This is a genomic window from Pseudomonas sp. AD21 (assembly GCF_002878485.1).
GTDB lineage: Bacteria > Pseudomonadota > Gammaproteobacteria > Pseudomonadales > Pseudomonadaceae > Aquipseudomonas.
The window spans coordinates 135,477-150,505 of sequence record NZ_NQYG01000008.1 but is presented as its reverse complement, the minus strand read 5'-3'; the positions used below and the strand labels follow the sequence as shown (position 1 = coordinate 150,505).

Sequence of the window (15,029 nt, the reverse complement as noted above, 5' to 3'; positions counted from 1 at the left end):
CCAGGCCTGCATTCGAGAGTTCCACTCCATCGCGACAGGATGCGCCCATGCCCTTGACCGTCAGACCCCGCCGCAAACGTAGCGTGCGCATCATTGTGACCCTGCTTTGTGGTCTTTTGCCGGTATTGCTGGGCAGCGGGATTCTGTACATGCAGGCCGAACGCACCCTGCAACAGAGCACTCAACATACTGCCGATGAGGCGTTGCGCCAGTTCGAACTGATGCTCGACAACACCGCCCAGGCCGCCAGCGATCTACTGCCATTGGCCGGCCAGCCCTGCGAGAGTGTAAAACTGGCCTTGCGCGAACAGGTGACCCGCCGCCCCTTCGTGCGCTCGACCAATCTGGTGTGGGACAACAACCTTTATTGCAGCTCGTTGTTCGGTGAGTTCAAGGAGGCCGTGAACCCGGGCGACTACGCCCAGGGCAAGCTGTGGTTGATGAACGGCAACCCCGTCACCCCCAACACCGCGCTGTTGGTGTATCGGCTCAGCGAAGGTCGCGGCGGCGCGCTGACCACGCTCGATGGCTATCACCTGAGCAATGTGCTGCGCCTGATCGGTCGGCATACGCTGCTGTTGCTGCAGGTCCGCGACAACTGGCTGTCCGCCGATGGCAAGGTGCATCAGGGTGCGCTGCCAGCGTTGCCAGTGGCGCAAAGCATGCTGGCGTCTTCGCGTTATGCCTTCAGTGTCAGCGCCGGTTTCCCGCAAGGCGAGACCTGGCGCTACATGGCCGACGAATACCCGCCGCTGTTCAGCCTGCTGATGTTTTTTGGTGTGGTGTCGGGCGCCATCGGCCATGTCCTGCAGCGGCGCGCCACCTCGCCCAGCCATGAAATGCTGAGGGCACTGGAGGCTGGCGAGTTCATCCCGTACTTTCAGCCGGTGGTGCATGGCGACAGCAAGAAATGGTCCGGCGCCGAAGTGCTGATGCGCTGGAACCACCCCAAGGAAGGCCTGGTACGTCCGGACCTGTTCATTCCGTTCGCCGAGCATTCGGGCCTGATCGTGCCCATGACTCGCGCCTTGATGCAACAGACTGCCGCCCTGCTCGGCCCGCTGTCCGCGGACTTCGACAAGCCCTTCCACATCGGCATCAACATCACCGCCAGCCACTGTCAGGACCTGCAACTGGTCGACGATTGCCGCGAGTTTCTCGCTGCATTTGCGCCCGCCAGCGTCAGCCTGGTGCTGGAGCTGACCGAGCACGAACTGATTGAGCCGACCGCGATCACGCACCAGTTGTTCGAGCAGTTGCATACGCTGGGTGTGATGATCGCCATTGACGACTTCGGTACCGGGCACTCGAGCCTGGGCTACCTGCGAACATTCAATGTCGACTTTCTCAAGATCGACCAAAGCTTCGTCGCGATGATCGGGATTGATGCGTTGTCACGGCATATTCTGGACACGATTATCGAACTTTCGGCCAAGCTCGATCTGGGTATTGTTGCCGAAGGTGTAGAAACTCAGGCACAGGCCGATTATCTGACTGCGCACCACGTCAACTTCCTGCAGGGCTATCTGTTCGGGAAACCCATGCCCGGCGCCGACTTCATCGATGCATTAAGTCACCATTAACTAAAATCAGTTAACCCCGAGCGCTGCGAGCCGACGCACCAAATTGATACAAAACACCACTGTTGTTACATGACGACAACAACAGGATTTACTCTTGGCGCATTAACTACTACAATTTTTTCAGCCTGTGCAAGATTGGCAGGTGAGCCATTTATCACCGAGTCGCTTCAAGGCTCTTGGCTTATAGCTTTGTTTGCGGTTGGTATCAGCCAAACACACTATTGGAGTAAAGATATTGTCCAGACTCGCTGAATTTCGTGCAGCTGAAAAGGCCCTTCAGGAACAGCTCAAGCAGTTGGAATCGCTGAAGAACGATGCCGGGCTCAAGAAAGAAATCGAATTCGAAGAAAAGCTCCAGGGGCTGATGAAAAACTACGGCAAAGGCCTGAAAGACATCATCGCCATCCTCGATCCGAACCCGGGCAAATCCGGCCTGCAAGTGTCTGCCGCACCGAAAACCCGCCGCGCTCGCGTGGTCAAGGTTTATCAGAACCCGCACACCGGCGAACTGATCGAAACCAAGGGCGGCAACCACCGTGGCCTGAAAGCCTGGAAGGAACAGTACGGTGCAGCCACCGTTGATTCCTGGTTGCGCGGTTAATCTTGCGTCAACAAACAAGCCCTGCTTTATGCGGGGCTTTTTTTTGGACAATATCTAACAAAAGCAACGATTTCCCCCGGGCTAGTTGTGACACCGTTTTAACACCCACAAGACGTCCGGCTAAACATTTTGCGCCGGGATGTTGCCACGGTAACCCGCGCTAAACTTTGTGCTTAATGCCTTCGGGTATCTAATCGAGCCAGTTGGCGAACAGACGCTCAAAGTTTCAAGCTGTTTCTCACTGCGACTATTTCGTCGGCGCTGGCCTTATAAACCTCGGCCTGACCGGCGTAAGAAAGTACATAAGCCTTATCCGCCTCGACCGCAGCGACCAATGTTTGCGACAACACATGCCGGCCGTTTTCAGTGATCGTACAGGTGGTCTCCAGTGCATCCAGAGCACCGAGTTTTGCCGGGTGCACCTTGTTGCAAACACTCTGATAGCCGCCCTGGAAGAAATCCTTCTGAATCGACTTGCGCATCTCCAGCAAAACGCCCGGCACGTTGACCTGATGACCAGCCTCGACCTGAGTCATGGTCAACTCCATCACCATGACCTGATTGCCGTCGGCATCATTTTTCACCGCACGCTGGCGGGAAACCTGAGGCGGCGTGTCAGGCAGCGCCTGGACTTCCCAACCCGCAGGCCAGGTAATGCTCGGCTGATCCGCCAGCACCGGAACGGCCAGCAGCAACGAGAAAAAGACAACGAACAACGCTTTTAACGGTCGGATCATTACCACAGGCACTCGCAAATTGAGCGGTAAAGTCTGAGGCTCGCCCGCCCACAGAGCAAGCCGCGCATTCGGTTTGGCGATGCCGGCCGGCATGCGTATCATTGCGCCCATTCACTCGCCCCATTGTTACGGAGGGCCTATGAGCCTGCACGAACTGAGCACTTTCCCCGGCGTCACCGCCACCCCGGACAGCGCAACCCGCAACTTCGTCTTCAACCACACCATGCTGCGTGTGAAAGACATCACCCAGTCCCTGGACTTCTACACTCGCGTACTGGGTTTCTCGCTGGTCGAGAAGCGTGACTTCCCCGAGGCCGAATTCAGCCTGTACTTCCTCGCCCTGGTCGACAAGGCGCAGATTCCGGCCGACGCCGCTGCCCGCACCGAGTGGATGAAGTCGATTCCCGGCATCCTCGAACTGACCCACAACCACGGCACCGAAAACGATGCCGACTTCGCCTACCACAATGGCAACACCGATCCGCGTGGTTTTGGCCACATCTGCATCTCGGTGCCGGACATCGTTGCTGCGTGTGCACGCTTTGAAGAACTGGGCTGCGATTTCCAGAAGCGCCTGAGCGATGGCCGCATGAAGAGCCTGGCGTTCATCAAGGACCCGGATGGCTACTGGGTTGAAATCATTCAGCCAACTCCGCTGTAACTGACTACACAAAAACCCCTACAATTGAATTGTGTCAGGCATAAAAAACCCGTGATCGCTCACGGGTTTTTCATTTCTGGCTTGGCAGTTACGCCGGAGCCGATGTGCGGATCAAGTGATCAAACGCGCTCAGCGAAGCCTTGGCGCCCTCGCCCACCGCAATCACGATCTGCTTGTACGGCACGGTTGTCACGTCGCCGGCAGCGAAGATGCCCGGAATCGACGTCTCGCCACGGTTGTCGACGATGATTTCACCGCGCGGCGACAGCTCGATGGTGCCTTTGAGCCAGTCGGTGTTAGGCAGCAGACCGATCTGCACGAAGATCCCTTCCAGCTCGACAGTGCGCAGCTCGTCGCTGTTGCGATCCTTGTAACGCAGGCCGTTGACCTTCTCGCCGTTACCGGTGACTTCAGTGGTTTGCGCACTGGTGATCACGGTGACGTTCGGCAGGCTGTGCAGTTTGCGTTGCAGTACCGCATCGGCGCGCAGTTGTACGTCGAACTCCAGCAGCGTCACGTGCGCCACGATACCAGCGAGGTCGATGGCCGCTTCAACGCCGGAGTTACCGCCGCCGATCACCGCCACGCGCTTGCCTTTGAACAGTGGGCCGTCGCAGTGCGGGCAGTACGCCACGCCTTTGTTGCGGTATTGCTGCTCGCCTGGCACGTTCATTTCACGCCAGCGCGCACCGGTCGCCAGAATCACGCTCTTGGCTTTGAGGGTCGCGCCGCTGGCGAAGTGGACTTCGTGCAGCTCGCCGTTCTTGCCGGGGATCAGCTTGTCGGCGCGTTGCAGGTTCATGATGTCGACGTCGTATTGCTTGACGTGTTCTTCCAGCGCCGTCGCCAGTTTCGGGCCTTCGGTTTCCTGCACGGAAATGAAGTTCTCGATGGCCATGGTGTCCAGCCCCTGCCCGCCGAAACGTTCAGCCGCGACACCGGTGCGAATGCCTTTGCGTGCAGCGTAAATCGCTGCCGACGCACCGGCCGGGCCACCGCCGACCACCAGCACATCAAACGCTTCCTTGGCGCTGATCTTCTCGGCCTGACGCTCGATGGCGCCAGTGTCGAGTTTGGCGAGGATTTCTTCCAGGCCCATACGGCCCTGACCGAAGTTTTCACCGTTGAGATAGATGCTCGGCACGGCCATGATCTTGCGATCGTTGACTTCGTCCTGGAACAGCGCGCCGTCGATGGCGACGTGACGGATGTTCGGGTTCAGCACCGCCATCAGGTTCAGCGCCTGGACCACGTCCGGGCAGTTCTGGCACGACAGCGAGAAGTAGGTTTCGAAGCTGAACTCGCCCTTGAGCGAACGGATCTGTTCAATCACCTCAACACTGGCCTTCGATGGGTGGCCGCCGACTTGCAGCAAGGCCAGCACCAGCGAGGTGAATTCGTGGCCCATCGGAATGCCGGCGAAACGCAGGCTGATGTCGGCACCCGGGCGATTGATCGAGAACGACGGCTTGCGAGCATCGCTACCGTTGTCGATCAGAGTAATCTGGCTCGAAAGACTGGCAACATCTTTCAGCAGTTCCAGCATTTCACGGGATTTCGCACCGTCGTCGAGGGAGGCAACGATCTCGATCGGCTGGGTGACCCGTTCCAGGTACGATTTCAACTGGGCTTTAAGATTGGCGTCCAACATACGGGCGATTTCCTTTATTTGAGGCGAAAAAAAGCCCGAGCGAATCTCGCCCGGGCATTTTTAGTGGGCGGTGCAGCGTACTTAAGAAGGTGCGGCGTACCGCCCTGAGTTGCGTGTCACAGACTTAGATCTTGCCGACCAGGTCCAGGGACGGTGCCAGAGTGGCCTCGCCTTCTTTCCACTTGGCCGGGCAAACTTCGCCTGGGTGAGCGGCAACGTACTGAGCAGCCTTGATCTTGCGCAGCAGCTCGGAAGCGTCACGGCCAACGCCGCCATCGTTCAATTCAACGATTTTGATCTGGCCTTCAGGGTTGATCACGAAGGTGCCACGGTCAGCCAGACCGGCTTCTTCGATCAGTACGTCGAAGTTGCGGGAGATGACGTGGGTCGGGTCGCCGATCATGGTGTATTCGATTTTGCCGATGGCTGGCGAAGTGTTGTGCCAGGCAGCGTGGGCAAAGTGGGTGTCGGTCGAAACGCTGTAGATTTCTACGCCCAGTTTCTGGAACGCAGCGTAGTTGTCGGCCAGGTCTTCCAGCTCGGTTGGGCAAACGAAAGTGAAGTCGGCTGGGTAGAAGAACACTACGGACCATTTGCCTTTCAAGTCAGCGTCCGAGACTTGTACGAAGTCGCCGTTTTTGAACGCGGTAGCTTTGAACGGTTTTACTTGGCTGTTGATGATAGGCATTGATGACTCTCCGTCAGGGTTGTGAATTCGATGGGTGAATCCTACCCACTCACTCGACGGATGGCTCATTGGCAAACCTGATGCTGCTGATTTGTTTTCGCTATTAGCTGACTGTATTAATAGAAGAAAACGATATCTACGACGTAAGCGGCTTATCCGTAATCCGAGCCATCCCGTGAAAGGGGCTGGCTTCAACATAGCGCATGGCTGACTTCATATCCTTCCAGCCGACGTAACTCATCAACGACTTCAAATCCCAGCCGCTTTGATGCGCCCACGTGGCAAAGCCGCGGCGCAGGGAATGGCTGGTGTAGCGCTCGGCCGAGATCCCGGCGCGCTCCAGCGCCTGACGCAGCAAGGGAATCACGCTGTTGGCGTGCAAGCCCTCCTCGCTCAGGTGGCCCCAGCGGTCGATGCCGCGAAACACCGGGCCGCGCACCAACGCCGCTTCAGTGATCCAGTCGATATAGGCCTGCACCGGACACAGCTTCAGCAGCGCCGGCGCCTGATAGGTCTGCCCGAGGTTTTCGCGGTCGCCCTTGCTGCGTGACAGATACAAGGTGATGCCACTTCCGGCATGCGCCTGCACGTGCTCGATCTGCAGCCGACACAGCTCATCGCTGCGAAAGCCGCGCCAGAAGCCCAGCAGGATCAGCGCTCGATCGCGATAGGCCTTGAGCAACTGCGGGCGATCCTGTTGTTGCCGGGCGCTGCTCGCTTCCTGCTCCAGCCAGTCGACCACTTGTTGCAGGTCATGCAGTTGCAGTGGCTCGGCTTGTTTCTCCTGCGCCGGGTGCAGCGCACGAATACCTTTGAACACCTTGCGCACCACCGGTGCCTTGGTCGGGTCGGCAAATCCCTGACTGTTGTGCCACTGCGCCAGCGCCGACAAGCGCAGCTTCAACGTATTGATCGACAGCACACCAGCATGCTCGACCAGGTAACGCGCAACGCTGTCTGCCGTTGCCGGCAGGAAGCCACCCCACTTCACTTCAAAGTGTTCGATCGCCGAGCGATAGCTGCGGCGGGTGTTGTCACGGGTGGCGGCTTGCAGATAGCGATCGATATCGCTCATGGGCAGTGTTCTCGCAGACGTACTGATTCAGGGCGCAAAAAAAGCCATTTAAGCACCTGACATTGGGTAATACCAGTATATCCCGCGTCTTGTTAATCAAACATTTAACTTTATTTTCAGCGTGGTACACTGCTGACTTTAGTGGCATGTACCACAGTACGAAACGGTAGGAGTTCACATGGCCCGTGGTGGCGTAAATAAAGCAGTGGTTCAGATAGCGCGCACAGCGATTCTGGCCCGAGGCGAACACCCCAGCATCGATGCAGTACGCATCGAACTGGGCAATACCGGTTCGAAAACCACGATCCATCGCTATCTGAAGGAGCTGGATGACGGCAGCCAGCCGGTCGAAGCGTCCGCAGAACCGATCAACGACGAGCTGACGGCACTGGTCTCGCGCCTCGCTCAACGTCTGAAAGAACAGGCGCAAGAACCCATCGAACAGGCCCGCGAGCAATTCGAAGAACAGCGCGAAACGCTGGAAGCGCAATTGAAGCAAGTGCGCCAGGCACTCGAACAACTGGAACAACAACACGATATTCAAGGCGCGGCGCTGGCCAGGGAATCCGGCGCGCTGAACGAAACCCGTTCGATGCTGCAGACCGAGCAAACGCGCAACGCCGGACTGAACCAGGCGCTGGCCGACTTCGAATTGCGCTTGCAGGACAAAGACGAGCAGATCCGCTCACTGGAAGAAAAGCACCTGCACGCCCGCGATGCGCTGGAGCACTACCGCAACGCCACTAAAGAGCAGCGCGAGCAGGAGCAGGCCCGCCACGAAGGGCAGATGCAGCAACTGCAGATGGAACTGCGTCAGGCACAACAAAGTGCGCTGGTGCGTCAGGACGAGATCACCCAGTTGCACCGTGACAACGAACGCCTGCTCACCGAGAACCGTGGCACTCAGCGCGAACTGAGCCTGCTGCAGGATCAGCTCAAGCACAGCAACCAGCGCCAGGATCAACTGCTGGAACAAGCCAGCCGCGTCGACAGCGAACGCACCCTCCTCCAGGAACGCCTGCGCGTGGCCCTGCTGGAAAGTCAGACGCTGAAACAGAACGTCGACGAACAGCTGCAGCTCAATCAGTCACTGGAAAAAGAATTGACCAAGACTCAGGCGAGCCTCGAAGACAGCTTGCGTCTGGCCGCTACCGTTGCGGCAGCGCCAGACACAGCCAAAGCGAAAGACGCTTAAGCGCCGACCGGTGTACGCATCGTGACGAACTCTTCGGCGGCCGTCGGGTGAACCCCGATCGTGTCGTCGAAGTCACGTTTGGTGGCGCCGGCCTTCAGGGCGATCGCCAGGCCTTGCACGATTTCCCCGGCATCAGGGCCGACCATGTGGCAGCCGAGCACCTTGTCAGTCTTGGCGTCGACCACCAGCTTCATCAGGGTTTTCTCCTGACACTCGGTCAGAGTCAACTTCATCGGGCGGAAGCGGCTCTCGAAAATCACCACCTCGTGACCCGCGCCACGCGCCTCTTCTTCGGTCAGGCCGACAGTGCCGATGTTCGGCAGGCTGAACACTGCCGTCGGAATCATCTTGTAATCCACCGGACGGTATTGCTCAGGCTTGAACAACCGACGCGCCACCGCCATGCCTTCAGCCAGTGCCACTGGCGTCAGTTGCACGCGACCGATCACATCGCCCAACGCCAGAATCGACGGCTCGCCGGTCTGGTATTGCTCGTCGACCTTGATGAAGCCCTTGTCGGTGAGCTGCACATCGGTGTTTTCCAGGCCCAGGTTGTCGAGCATCGGACGGCGACCGGTGGCGTAGAACACACAGTCGGCTTCCAGCACGCGGCCATCCTGGAGGGTCGTTTTCAGGCTGCCGTCAGGCTGTTTGTCGATACGCGCGATGTCGGCATTGAATTGCAGATCCATGCCGCGCTTGGTCAGCTCTTCCTGGAGATGCTTGCGCACCGAGCCATCGAAACCGCGCAGGAACAGATCGCCGCGATACAGCAGCGTGGTGTGCGCACCCAGACCGTGGAAAATCCCGGCGAACTCGACCGCGATGTAACCGCCACCGACCACCAGCACACGTTTCGGCAGCTCTTTGAGGAAGAACGCCTGATTGGAAGTGATCGCGTGCTCGTGCCCTGGAATCTCGGGAATCTGCGGCCAGCCGCCGGTAGCGATCAGGATGTTTTTCGCGGTGAAGCGCTCACCGTTGACCTCGACCTCATGCGGGCCGACGATCTTCGCGTGCGCCTCGTGCAGGGTCACGCCGCTGTTGACCAGCAGGTTGCGATAAATGCCGTTGAGGCGATTGATCTCTCGGTCCTTGTTGGCGATCAGGGTCGCCCAGTCGAAATCCGCTTCACCCAGGCTCCAGCCGAAACCGGACGCCTGCTCGAAGTCTTCAGCAAAATGCGCGCCGTACACCAGCAGTTTCTTCGGCACACAGCCGACGTTGACGCAGGTGCCACCCAGGTAACGACTCTCGGCCACCGCCACTTTCGCGCCGAAACCGGCAGCAAAGCGCGCCGCGCGTACACCGCCGGAACCGGCACCAATCACATAAAGGTCAAAATCGTAGGCCATTTCTATCTCCTCGGCAGGCCATCAGCATACCCGCAGCGCTCCATTGGGCAAGCGCTGTGCGCAGCTTTTCAGCCTGGCAGGCGATTCCGGGAAACATCTCCAGATAATAATATTTCTCGTTTGATACTAAATCGCCGGGCTGCACCTCGTCTTTGAACCAACGGATTTTTTCTCTCGAAGACAAGGAGTCGGCTGCGATGTTCGCGCCCATCACCCGTTCCATGACCCTCATTTTCGGCCTGTGCAGTGCTGCGTTGAGCCCCGACCTGCTGGCTGAAACCGCCCCTGAAACAGCGCCACAATCCGCCACCCAGGCAGTGGAACTGGCGGCCACCAGCGTCAGCGCCGAGGGCCTGGGCATCAACACCGAGAACAGCAACGCCTACACCACCGGCGCGATGAGCACAGCAACGCGGATGAACCTGTCGATCAAGGAAACCCCGCAGTCGGTGTCCGTGGTCACGCGTCAGCAAATGGACGATTTCAAACTCGGTACATTGTCCGAGGCCATGAGCCAGACCACCGGCATCGTCGTGCAGCACAACGACTCGGACCGGGTCAGCTACTCGGCGCGCGGTTACCCGATCAACAACTTCCAGATCGACGGAATGCTCAATACCTTCGGGCGGATGAAGTCGGACTCGGACACCATCATCTATGACCGCATCGAAGTCGTACGCGGCGCGACCGGGCTTACCACTGGCGCGGGCGATCCTTCGGCGACGATCAACATGGTGCGCAAACGTCCAACCGCCCGGTTGCAAGCGCTGGCCGGTGTCAGCGGCGGCAGCTATGACGATTACTACAGCTACGTCGATGTCGGCGGGCCGCTGGCGTTCGATGGACGCCTGCGCGGGCGCACGGTGCTGGCCTATCGCGACAGCCAGTCGTTCCGCGACAAATACGCGCTGCAACGCGAGGTCGGCTACGGCATCCTCGAGGCCGACCTGAGCGAATCCACGGTCCTCGCCGTCGGTTATGACTATCAGGACAAGCAGGTCCAGGGCACCTCCTGGGGCACCGTGCCGTACTGGAATGCCGACGGCAGCAAGGCTGGCCTGGGTCGTTCGACCAACATGGCGACGCCCTGGAGTTCCTGGCCACTGAAAGACAGGACCGCGTTCGCCACGCTTGACCAGCAACTGGGCCATGGCTGGAAACTGAAGGCCGCCTACACCCATCGCGAAAGTGATGTCGACGGCAAGATTTATTACGGCGGCGCAGGTTTTCCCGAGGCCGACCGCAGCGGCATGACGGCGTACAAGGGGCACATGCTCGGTACACAGAAGATGGAAGTGTATGACGTCAACCTGGCGGGACCGTACCAACTGTTGGGTCGCGAACACGAGTTGATGTTCGGCTACGGTGAGGCACAAAACCGTTCGAGTTCGCCCTACGCTTTCGATGCGCCGCAGGCTGCCGGCTACAGCAATATCCGCGACTGGAAATACATGAGCGATATCGCCAAATTCGCCGATACCGTTACCGGCCTGCCGGGTTCACATGGCATAACCCGGCAAAAAGCCGGTTATCTCGCGACCCGCCTGAGCCTGACCGATGAACTGCACGCCGTGCTCGGCAGCCGCTATGGCAGTTGGGAGGAGTCGAACACCGATTACTACTATGACGAGCAGCAAAAGCCCGCCACTACCAAAACCACCCATCAACGCCAGAACGCTATCTGGACGCCCTACGCAGGTCTGCTGTATGACCTGACGCCGGAGTACACGGTGTACGTCAGCTACACCGACATTTTCAAACCGCAGAGCGCTCGCGACAGCAGCCGCAACTACCTCGATCCGGTGGTTGGCAGTAACTACGAACTGGGGCTCAAGGGCAGCCTGCTCGAGGAGCGCCTCAACCTCACGGCAGCGCTGTTCTGGAGCAAGCAGGACAACGTCGCCGAACGTGACAACTCGGTGCCTCCGGACCCGGTGACCGGCGAGGAGTTTTTCAAATCCGGTGGCAAGGGCAGCAAGGTCAATGGCTTTGAGGCGGAAGTCTCCGGCGAAGTCCTCGACGGCTGGAACATGACCGCCGGCTATACCTACACCCACTCCGTCGATGGTAAAAAGCAACGCAGCAATACTACTCAGCCGCTGAACATGCTGCGGCTGTCCACGGCCTATCGCCTGCCGGGCAACTGGCACGCGTTGACCGTGGGCGGCGCGGTGAACTGGCAAAGCGATGTCTATGGCAGTGCCAGCCGCCCGATCGGTCGCGGTGCCAACGGCCGGATCATCACCGAACGTGCGCGGATCAATCAGGACGCCTACACCGTGGTCAAGCTGATGTCGCGCTATGAGTTCGACAAACACCTGTCGGCGTCGCTGAACGTCGATAACCTGTTCGACAAGAAGTATTACGACAATGTCGGCTTCTACAACGGCGTGTACTGGGGCGATCCGCGCACGGTGACGCTGAGCCTGGACTGGAAGCTCTGACTGATCCGTTCAAACAAAACCCTGTGGTGAAGGGATTCATCCCCGATGGGTCGCCAAGCGGCCCCAATCTCCGATGACACGCAATGCGTCACCAACCCCCTCGCCGCTGCTGTTAACCCCGAGTTAATTCACGCTGGGGACACTGCGCCCCGAGATCTGCTTCATGGGCGAACGGCTCCCACGTTTTTCAGTAGGAGGCATCATGAAAACCAGCACCGCCATTCTAGCCGGGCTACTCGCCCTCGGTTCCGCCAGCGCCTTTGCCGAGGGTGGCGCCGAACGCATGCGGCATTACTACGACAACTTCCCGGTCCACCCCGCGCAAAGCGAGCAGCAGACCGAAGCCAAAACGGTGGAACTGAAGGTTCCGGACGATCAGACCGCGCAAGTCACCGAGTCTTATCGCCGCTGATTCAACGAGCAACCGATGGACCTCCGATGGCTCCGCTCTGGCCTCGGAGACGACAGTTGGGCGCCCTGTCCGGGCGCCTTTTTTTATGCCTGCAGATCCTTGATCCAGAACAGCATGCGGCCGTGCTCCGGGTTGAACATCCCAGGGGCGAAGCCGAACTTGCGGTAGGCATTCTGCGCCACCTCGTTGCCTTCGAGCACTTCGAGGGTGATCTTGCAGCAGCCGCGCTGACGGCAGATTTCCTCGACCTTGCGCAGCATTTTCTGGCTCAGCCCGAGACCGCGAAATTTCGCCACCACCGCCACGTCGTGGACATTGACCAGCGGTTTGCAGGCAAACGTCGAGAAGCCTTCAAAGCAGTTCACCAACCCTGCCGGCTCACCGCCAACAAAAGCCAGCACACTGAAGGCATGGGGTCGGCGCGCCAGTTCTTCGGGCACGCGGCGCAGCAGTTCGGGGGCAAGCGAATGAGCGCCACCCATGGGGTCTTCTGCGTAGTGATTGAGCACGATGCCGATCGCTTCGGCGTGCAGTGGATTGGTGTAACTGGCTTGCAGCACAAGAATTTCTGCGGAATCCATTTCCATCCCCGATCATGACCCCGGCGTGCAAGGTGCACACCTGAAAGGCTGTTCGACCATAACGCGAGGCTGATTCAACCCACAACCTCAAAGATGAAAAACATCCGTGAGGAAAGATGTCGGTTGCTCAATGCCCCCAGACCAGCTCTTCGGTCCAGCCCAGTTCAGCAAAATCCTGAGCGCGCAATCCACTTTCGCCAGCGCAGAAAAACTCGTCCAGTTGCGGCGGTTTGACCGAAGTCGCGCTGAGCATCGCGTGCACTTGGCCGCGATGATGGATCTGGTGCTCGAACAGATGCGAGACCATGCGCAGGCGAGTGTCGTGCTGCGGCGTTTCCCGGGCGATGGTGACGATTCGTCCCAGATCGGCATCGCGCAGTTGTTCGCAATAGGCGATCAGCCGTCGGTCCACGTGCGCCTGCTCCACGCGCAGCGCTGTGGCCTCGGTAAACGGCTCATCACGATTGAAAAAAACATAGCAATCGGGACGCGGCTCGACGCCGCGCAACTCGCGTTCCAGCGCATCGACGTAGAACCAGTCGCAGGTGAGGATGTGATTGAGGGTGAGGCGGATGCTCGGAAAGAAGCTCGCTCGCGGCGCCGCCAGAGCCTCAGCGTCAAGCTGGCCCCAGGCTTTGCCGAGGCGATGATTGGCCCACGCGTTCTGGTAGGCCATGGTCAGTAAATGATGAGACAGCGGTTGGCTCATGCTCGCGCCCTCTTCGCTCAGGATTCGGCAAAACGCTGCAGTTGCATCTCCTGCAGACGGCTGAGGGTGCGGCGGAACGGGAATTCCAGATAACCCTCGGTGTACAGCGCCTCCATCGGTACCTGGGCCTCGATGTACAGCGGGACTTTACGGTCGTAACACTCGTCCACCAACGCAATGAAGCGACGCACACCGTCGTCGTGTACCGACAATTGCGGCAATTCGCGGTCACCGGCCACCACCTGCGCCGAGCCGTCTTCCGTACCGCGAGCGATGCGCCCCTCGCGTTTCTGTGCGCTGAGGTTCGGCACCTCGCTCAACAGGATAGACCGATAGCGGTCGCACAGGGCGATGAAGTCCATGGCGGCAAACGGTTGCTCGCAGAGATCGGCATAGCGGCACCAGAGCACCGATTCGCTGGCCTGCACCACGTTCAATGTCCGATGGCCGACAGACACCGGTAGAGCGCTGGCGGGTTGCCCGGCGTTGAGTGAGTGGAAGACCGGCTCCAGCGCACTGGCCTGCCCCGGCACAGCGACAAAATAACGCTGCTGCCCCGCGCCCGGATGCAGGCGGTGATCCTCGGCACCGTTCACCGCCACCACCTGCATGTGCGCCTTGATCGCGGTAATCGCCGGAACGAAACGATCGCGGTTGAAGCCGTCGGCGTACAGCTCATCCGGCGGCAGGTTGGAGGTGCAGACCACCACCACGCCTTCGTCGAACATCACCTGAAACAGTCGACCGAGGATGATCGCGTCGCCGATGTCATTGACGAACAGTTCGTCAAAACACAGCACCCGCACTTCGGCCGCCAGCTCTTTGGCCAGCGCCCGCAGCGGGTCGGCAATTCCGGTCAACTGGAACGAGCGCTGGTGCACCCAGCCCATGAAGTGATGAAAGTGCTGACGCCGGGCCGGCACCCGCAGGCTCTGATAGAACTGATCCATCAACCAGGTCTTGCCACGCCCGACCGGGCCCCACAAGTACACGCCAGTGACCGAACGAGCACCAGCGTGCAAGGCTTCATGGCATTTCTGTAACGCCCAGACCGCGTGCTCCTGGGCTTCATCCTGAATGAAGCCCTTGTGCTCGATCGCGTGTTGCCAGGCGCTTAAAGGAGAGTCGAAAGTCATGCGCGGCAGTATGCCACGATGTCCCTGAAAGACAGGTGGACTTTTGTGGTGTATCAGAGGTCGACTTTGTGTCTCGCAGCCTCACAGCCAATGCTCAAACAGCATGGAATAAAGCCCCTGTGGGAGCGGGCTTGCTCGCGAAGGCGCCGGGTCAGCCGACATCATCGTTGAATGACACACCGCCTTCGTGAGCAAGCTCAC

At 59.2% G+C, this 15,029-nt stretch carries 15 protein-coding genes; 6 read left to right on the top strand and 9 right to left on the bottom strand.

Features of this window, described 5'->3' with window-relative positions; all coding sequences use genetic code 11:
- The first annotated feature begins 47 nt into the window (after window positions 1-47).
- Window positions 48-1,583 (top strand): cyclic diguanylate phosphodiesterase, encoded by a 1,536-nt coding sequence (locus PseAD21_RS07605; protein ID WP_102355157.1) that lies wholly within the window; start codon window positions 48-50, stop codon window positions 1,581-1,583.
- A gap of 235 nt (window positions 1,584-1,818) precedes the next feature.
- Entirely contained in the window at window positions 1,819-2,184 is a 366-nt protein-coding gene (locus PseAD21_RS07600; RefSeq protein ID WP_102355156.1) for a histone-like nucleoid-structuring protein, MvaT/MvaU family, read from the top strand.
- 218 nt (window positions 2,185-2,402) lie between these two features.
- On the opposite strand, the gene PseAD21_RS07595 is transcribed toward PseAD21_RS07600, so the two are convergent.
- A complete protein-coding gene (locus PseAD21_RS07595; protein ID WP_102355191.1) occupies window positions 2,403-2,921 on the bottom strand; it encodes a DUF4946 domain-containing protein in 519 nt (172 codons plus the stop codon).
- A 139-nt stretch (window positions 2,922-3,060) separates the two neighbouring features.
- On the opposite strand from PseAD21_RS07595, the gene gloA reads away from it, so the two are divergent.
- Entirely contained in the window at window positions 3,061-3,582 is a 522-nt protein-coding gene (gene gloA / locus PseAD21_RS07590; protein WP_102355155.1) for a lactoylglutathione lyase, read from the top strand.
- An 88-nt stretch (window positions 3,583-3,670) separates the two neighbouring features.
- Here the strand turns inward: gloA and ahpF are convergent, their stop codons facing one another.
- The 3 genes from ahpF to PseAD21_RS07575 all read right to left on the bottom strand — a co-directional run bounded on the left by ahpF (window position 3,671) and on the right by PseAD21_RS07575 (window position 6,996).
- The gene (gene ahpF, locus PseAD21_RS07585; RefSeq protein WP_102355154.1) at window positions 3,671-5,233 is read right to left on the bottom strand and encodes an alkyl hydroperoxide reductase subunit F; all 1,563 of its coding nucleotides are present in this window, start codon (window positions 5,231-5,233) and stop codon (window positions 3,671-3,673) included.
- 124 nt (window positions 5,234-5,357) lie between these two features.
- Window positions 5,358-5,921, bottom strand: a complete 564-nt coding sequence (gene ahpC / locus PseAD21_RS07580; protein ID WP_003224621.1) for an alkyl hydroperoxide reductase subunit C — start codon at window positions 5,919-5,921, stop codon at window positions 5,358-5,360.
- A 136-nt stretch (window positions 5,922-6,057) separates the two neighbouring features.
- The gene (locus PseAD21_RS07575) at window positions 6,058-6,996 is read right to left on the bottom strand and encodes a site-specific integrase (RefSeq protein ID WP_102355153.1); all 939 of its coding nucleotides are present in this window, start codon (window positions 6,994-6,996) and stop codon (window positions 6,058-6,060) included.
- Between the two features lie 178 nt (window positions 6,997-7,174).
- On the opposite strand from PseAD21_RS07575, the gene PseAD21_RS07570 reads away from it, so the two are divergent.
- Complete coding sequence (locus PseAD21_RS07570) at window positions 7,175-8,191, top strand: DNA-binding protein (RefSeq protein WP_102355152.1); 1,017 nt, start codon at window positions 7,175-7,177, stop codon at window positions 8,189-8,191.
- Here PseAD21_RS07570 and gorA read toward each other — a convergent pair.
- Window positions 8,188-9,546, bottom strand: a complete 1,359-nt coding sequence (gene gorA, locus PseAD21_RS07565) for a glutathione-disulfide reductase (RefSeq protein WP_102355151.1) — start codon at window positions 9,544-9,546, stop codon at window positions 8,188-8,190. The genes PseAD21_RS07570 and gorA overlap by 4 nt on opposite strands.
- Window positions 9,530-9,757, bottom strand: a complete 228-nt coding sequence (locus tag PseAD21_RS07560) for a hypothetical protein (RefSeq protein ID WP_102355150.1) — start codon at window positions 9,755-9,757, stop codon at window positions 9,530-9,532. The genes gorA and PseAD21_RS07560 overlap by 17 nt, the downstream gene beginning before the upstream one ends.
- On the opposite strand from PseAD21_RS07560, the gene PseAD21_RS07555 reads away from it, so the two are divergent.
- Together PseAD21_RS07555 and PseAD21_RS07550 are read left to right on the top strand one after the other, a co-directional pair.
- Window positions 9,744-11,990, top strand: coding sequence for a TonB-dependent siderophore receptor (locus PseAD21_RS07555; protein WP_102355149.1), 2,247 nt, complete (start codon window positions 9,744-9,746; stop codon window positions 11,988-11,990). The two genes, PseAD21_RS07560 and PseAD21_RS07555, sit on opposite strands and share 14 nt — an antisense overlap.
- A 202-nt stretch (window positions 11,991-12,192) precedes the next feature.
- Entirely contained in the window at window positions 12,193-12,402 is a 210-nt protein-coding gene (locus tag PseAD21_RS07550; protein WP_102355148.1) for a hypothetical protein, read from the top strand.
- 83 nt (window positions 12,403-12,485) lie between these two features.
- On the opposite strand, the gene PseAD21_RS07545 is transcribed toward PseAD21_RS07550, so the two are convergent.
- From PseAD21_RS07545 to zapE, 3 genes are all read right to left on the bottom strand, one after another.
- A complete protein-coding gene (locus PseAD21_RS07545; RefSeq protein WP_102355190.1) occupies window positions 12,486-12,983 on the bottom strand; it encodes a GNAT family N-acetyltransferase in 498 nt (165 codons plus the stop codon).
- Window positions 12,984-13,110: 127 nt separating this feature from the next.
- Window positions 13,111-13,692 carry a DinB family protein gene (locus tag PseAD21_RS07540; protein ID WP_102355147.1) on the bottom strand — a complete coding sequence of 194 codons (582 nt, stop codon included), beginning with the start codon at window positions 13,690-13,692 and terminating at the stop codon, window positions 13,111-13,113.
- A 17-nt stretch (window positions 13,693-13,709) separates the two neighbouring features.
- Complete coding sequence (gene zapE / locus PseAD21_RS07535) at window positions 13,710-14,828, bottom strand: cell division protein ZapE (protein ID WP_102355146.1); 1,119 nt, start codon at window positions 14,826-14,828, stop codon at window positions 13,710-13,712.
- Window positions 14,829-15,029 lie beyond the last annotated feature (201 nt).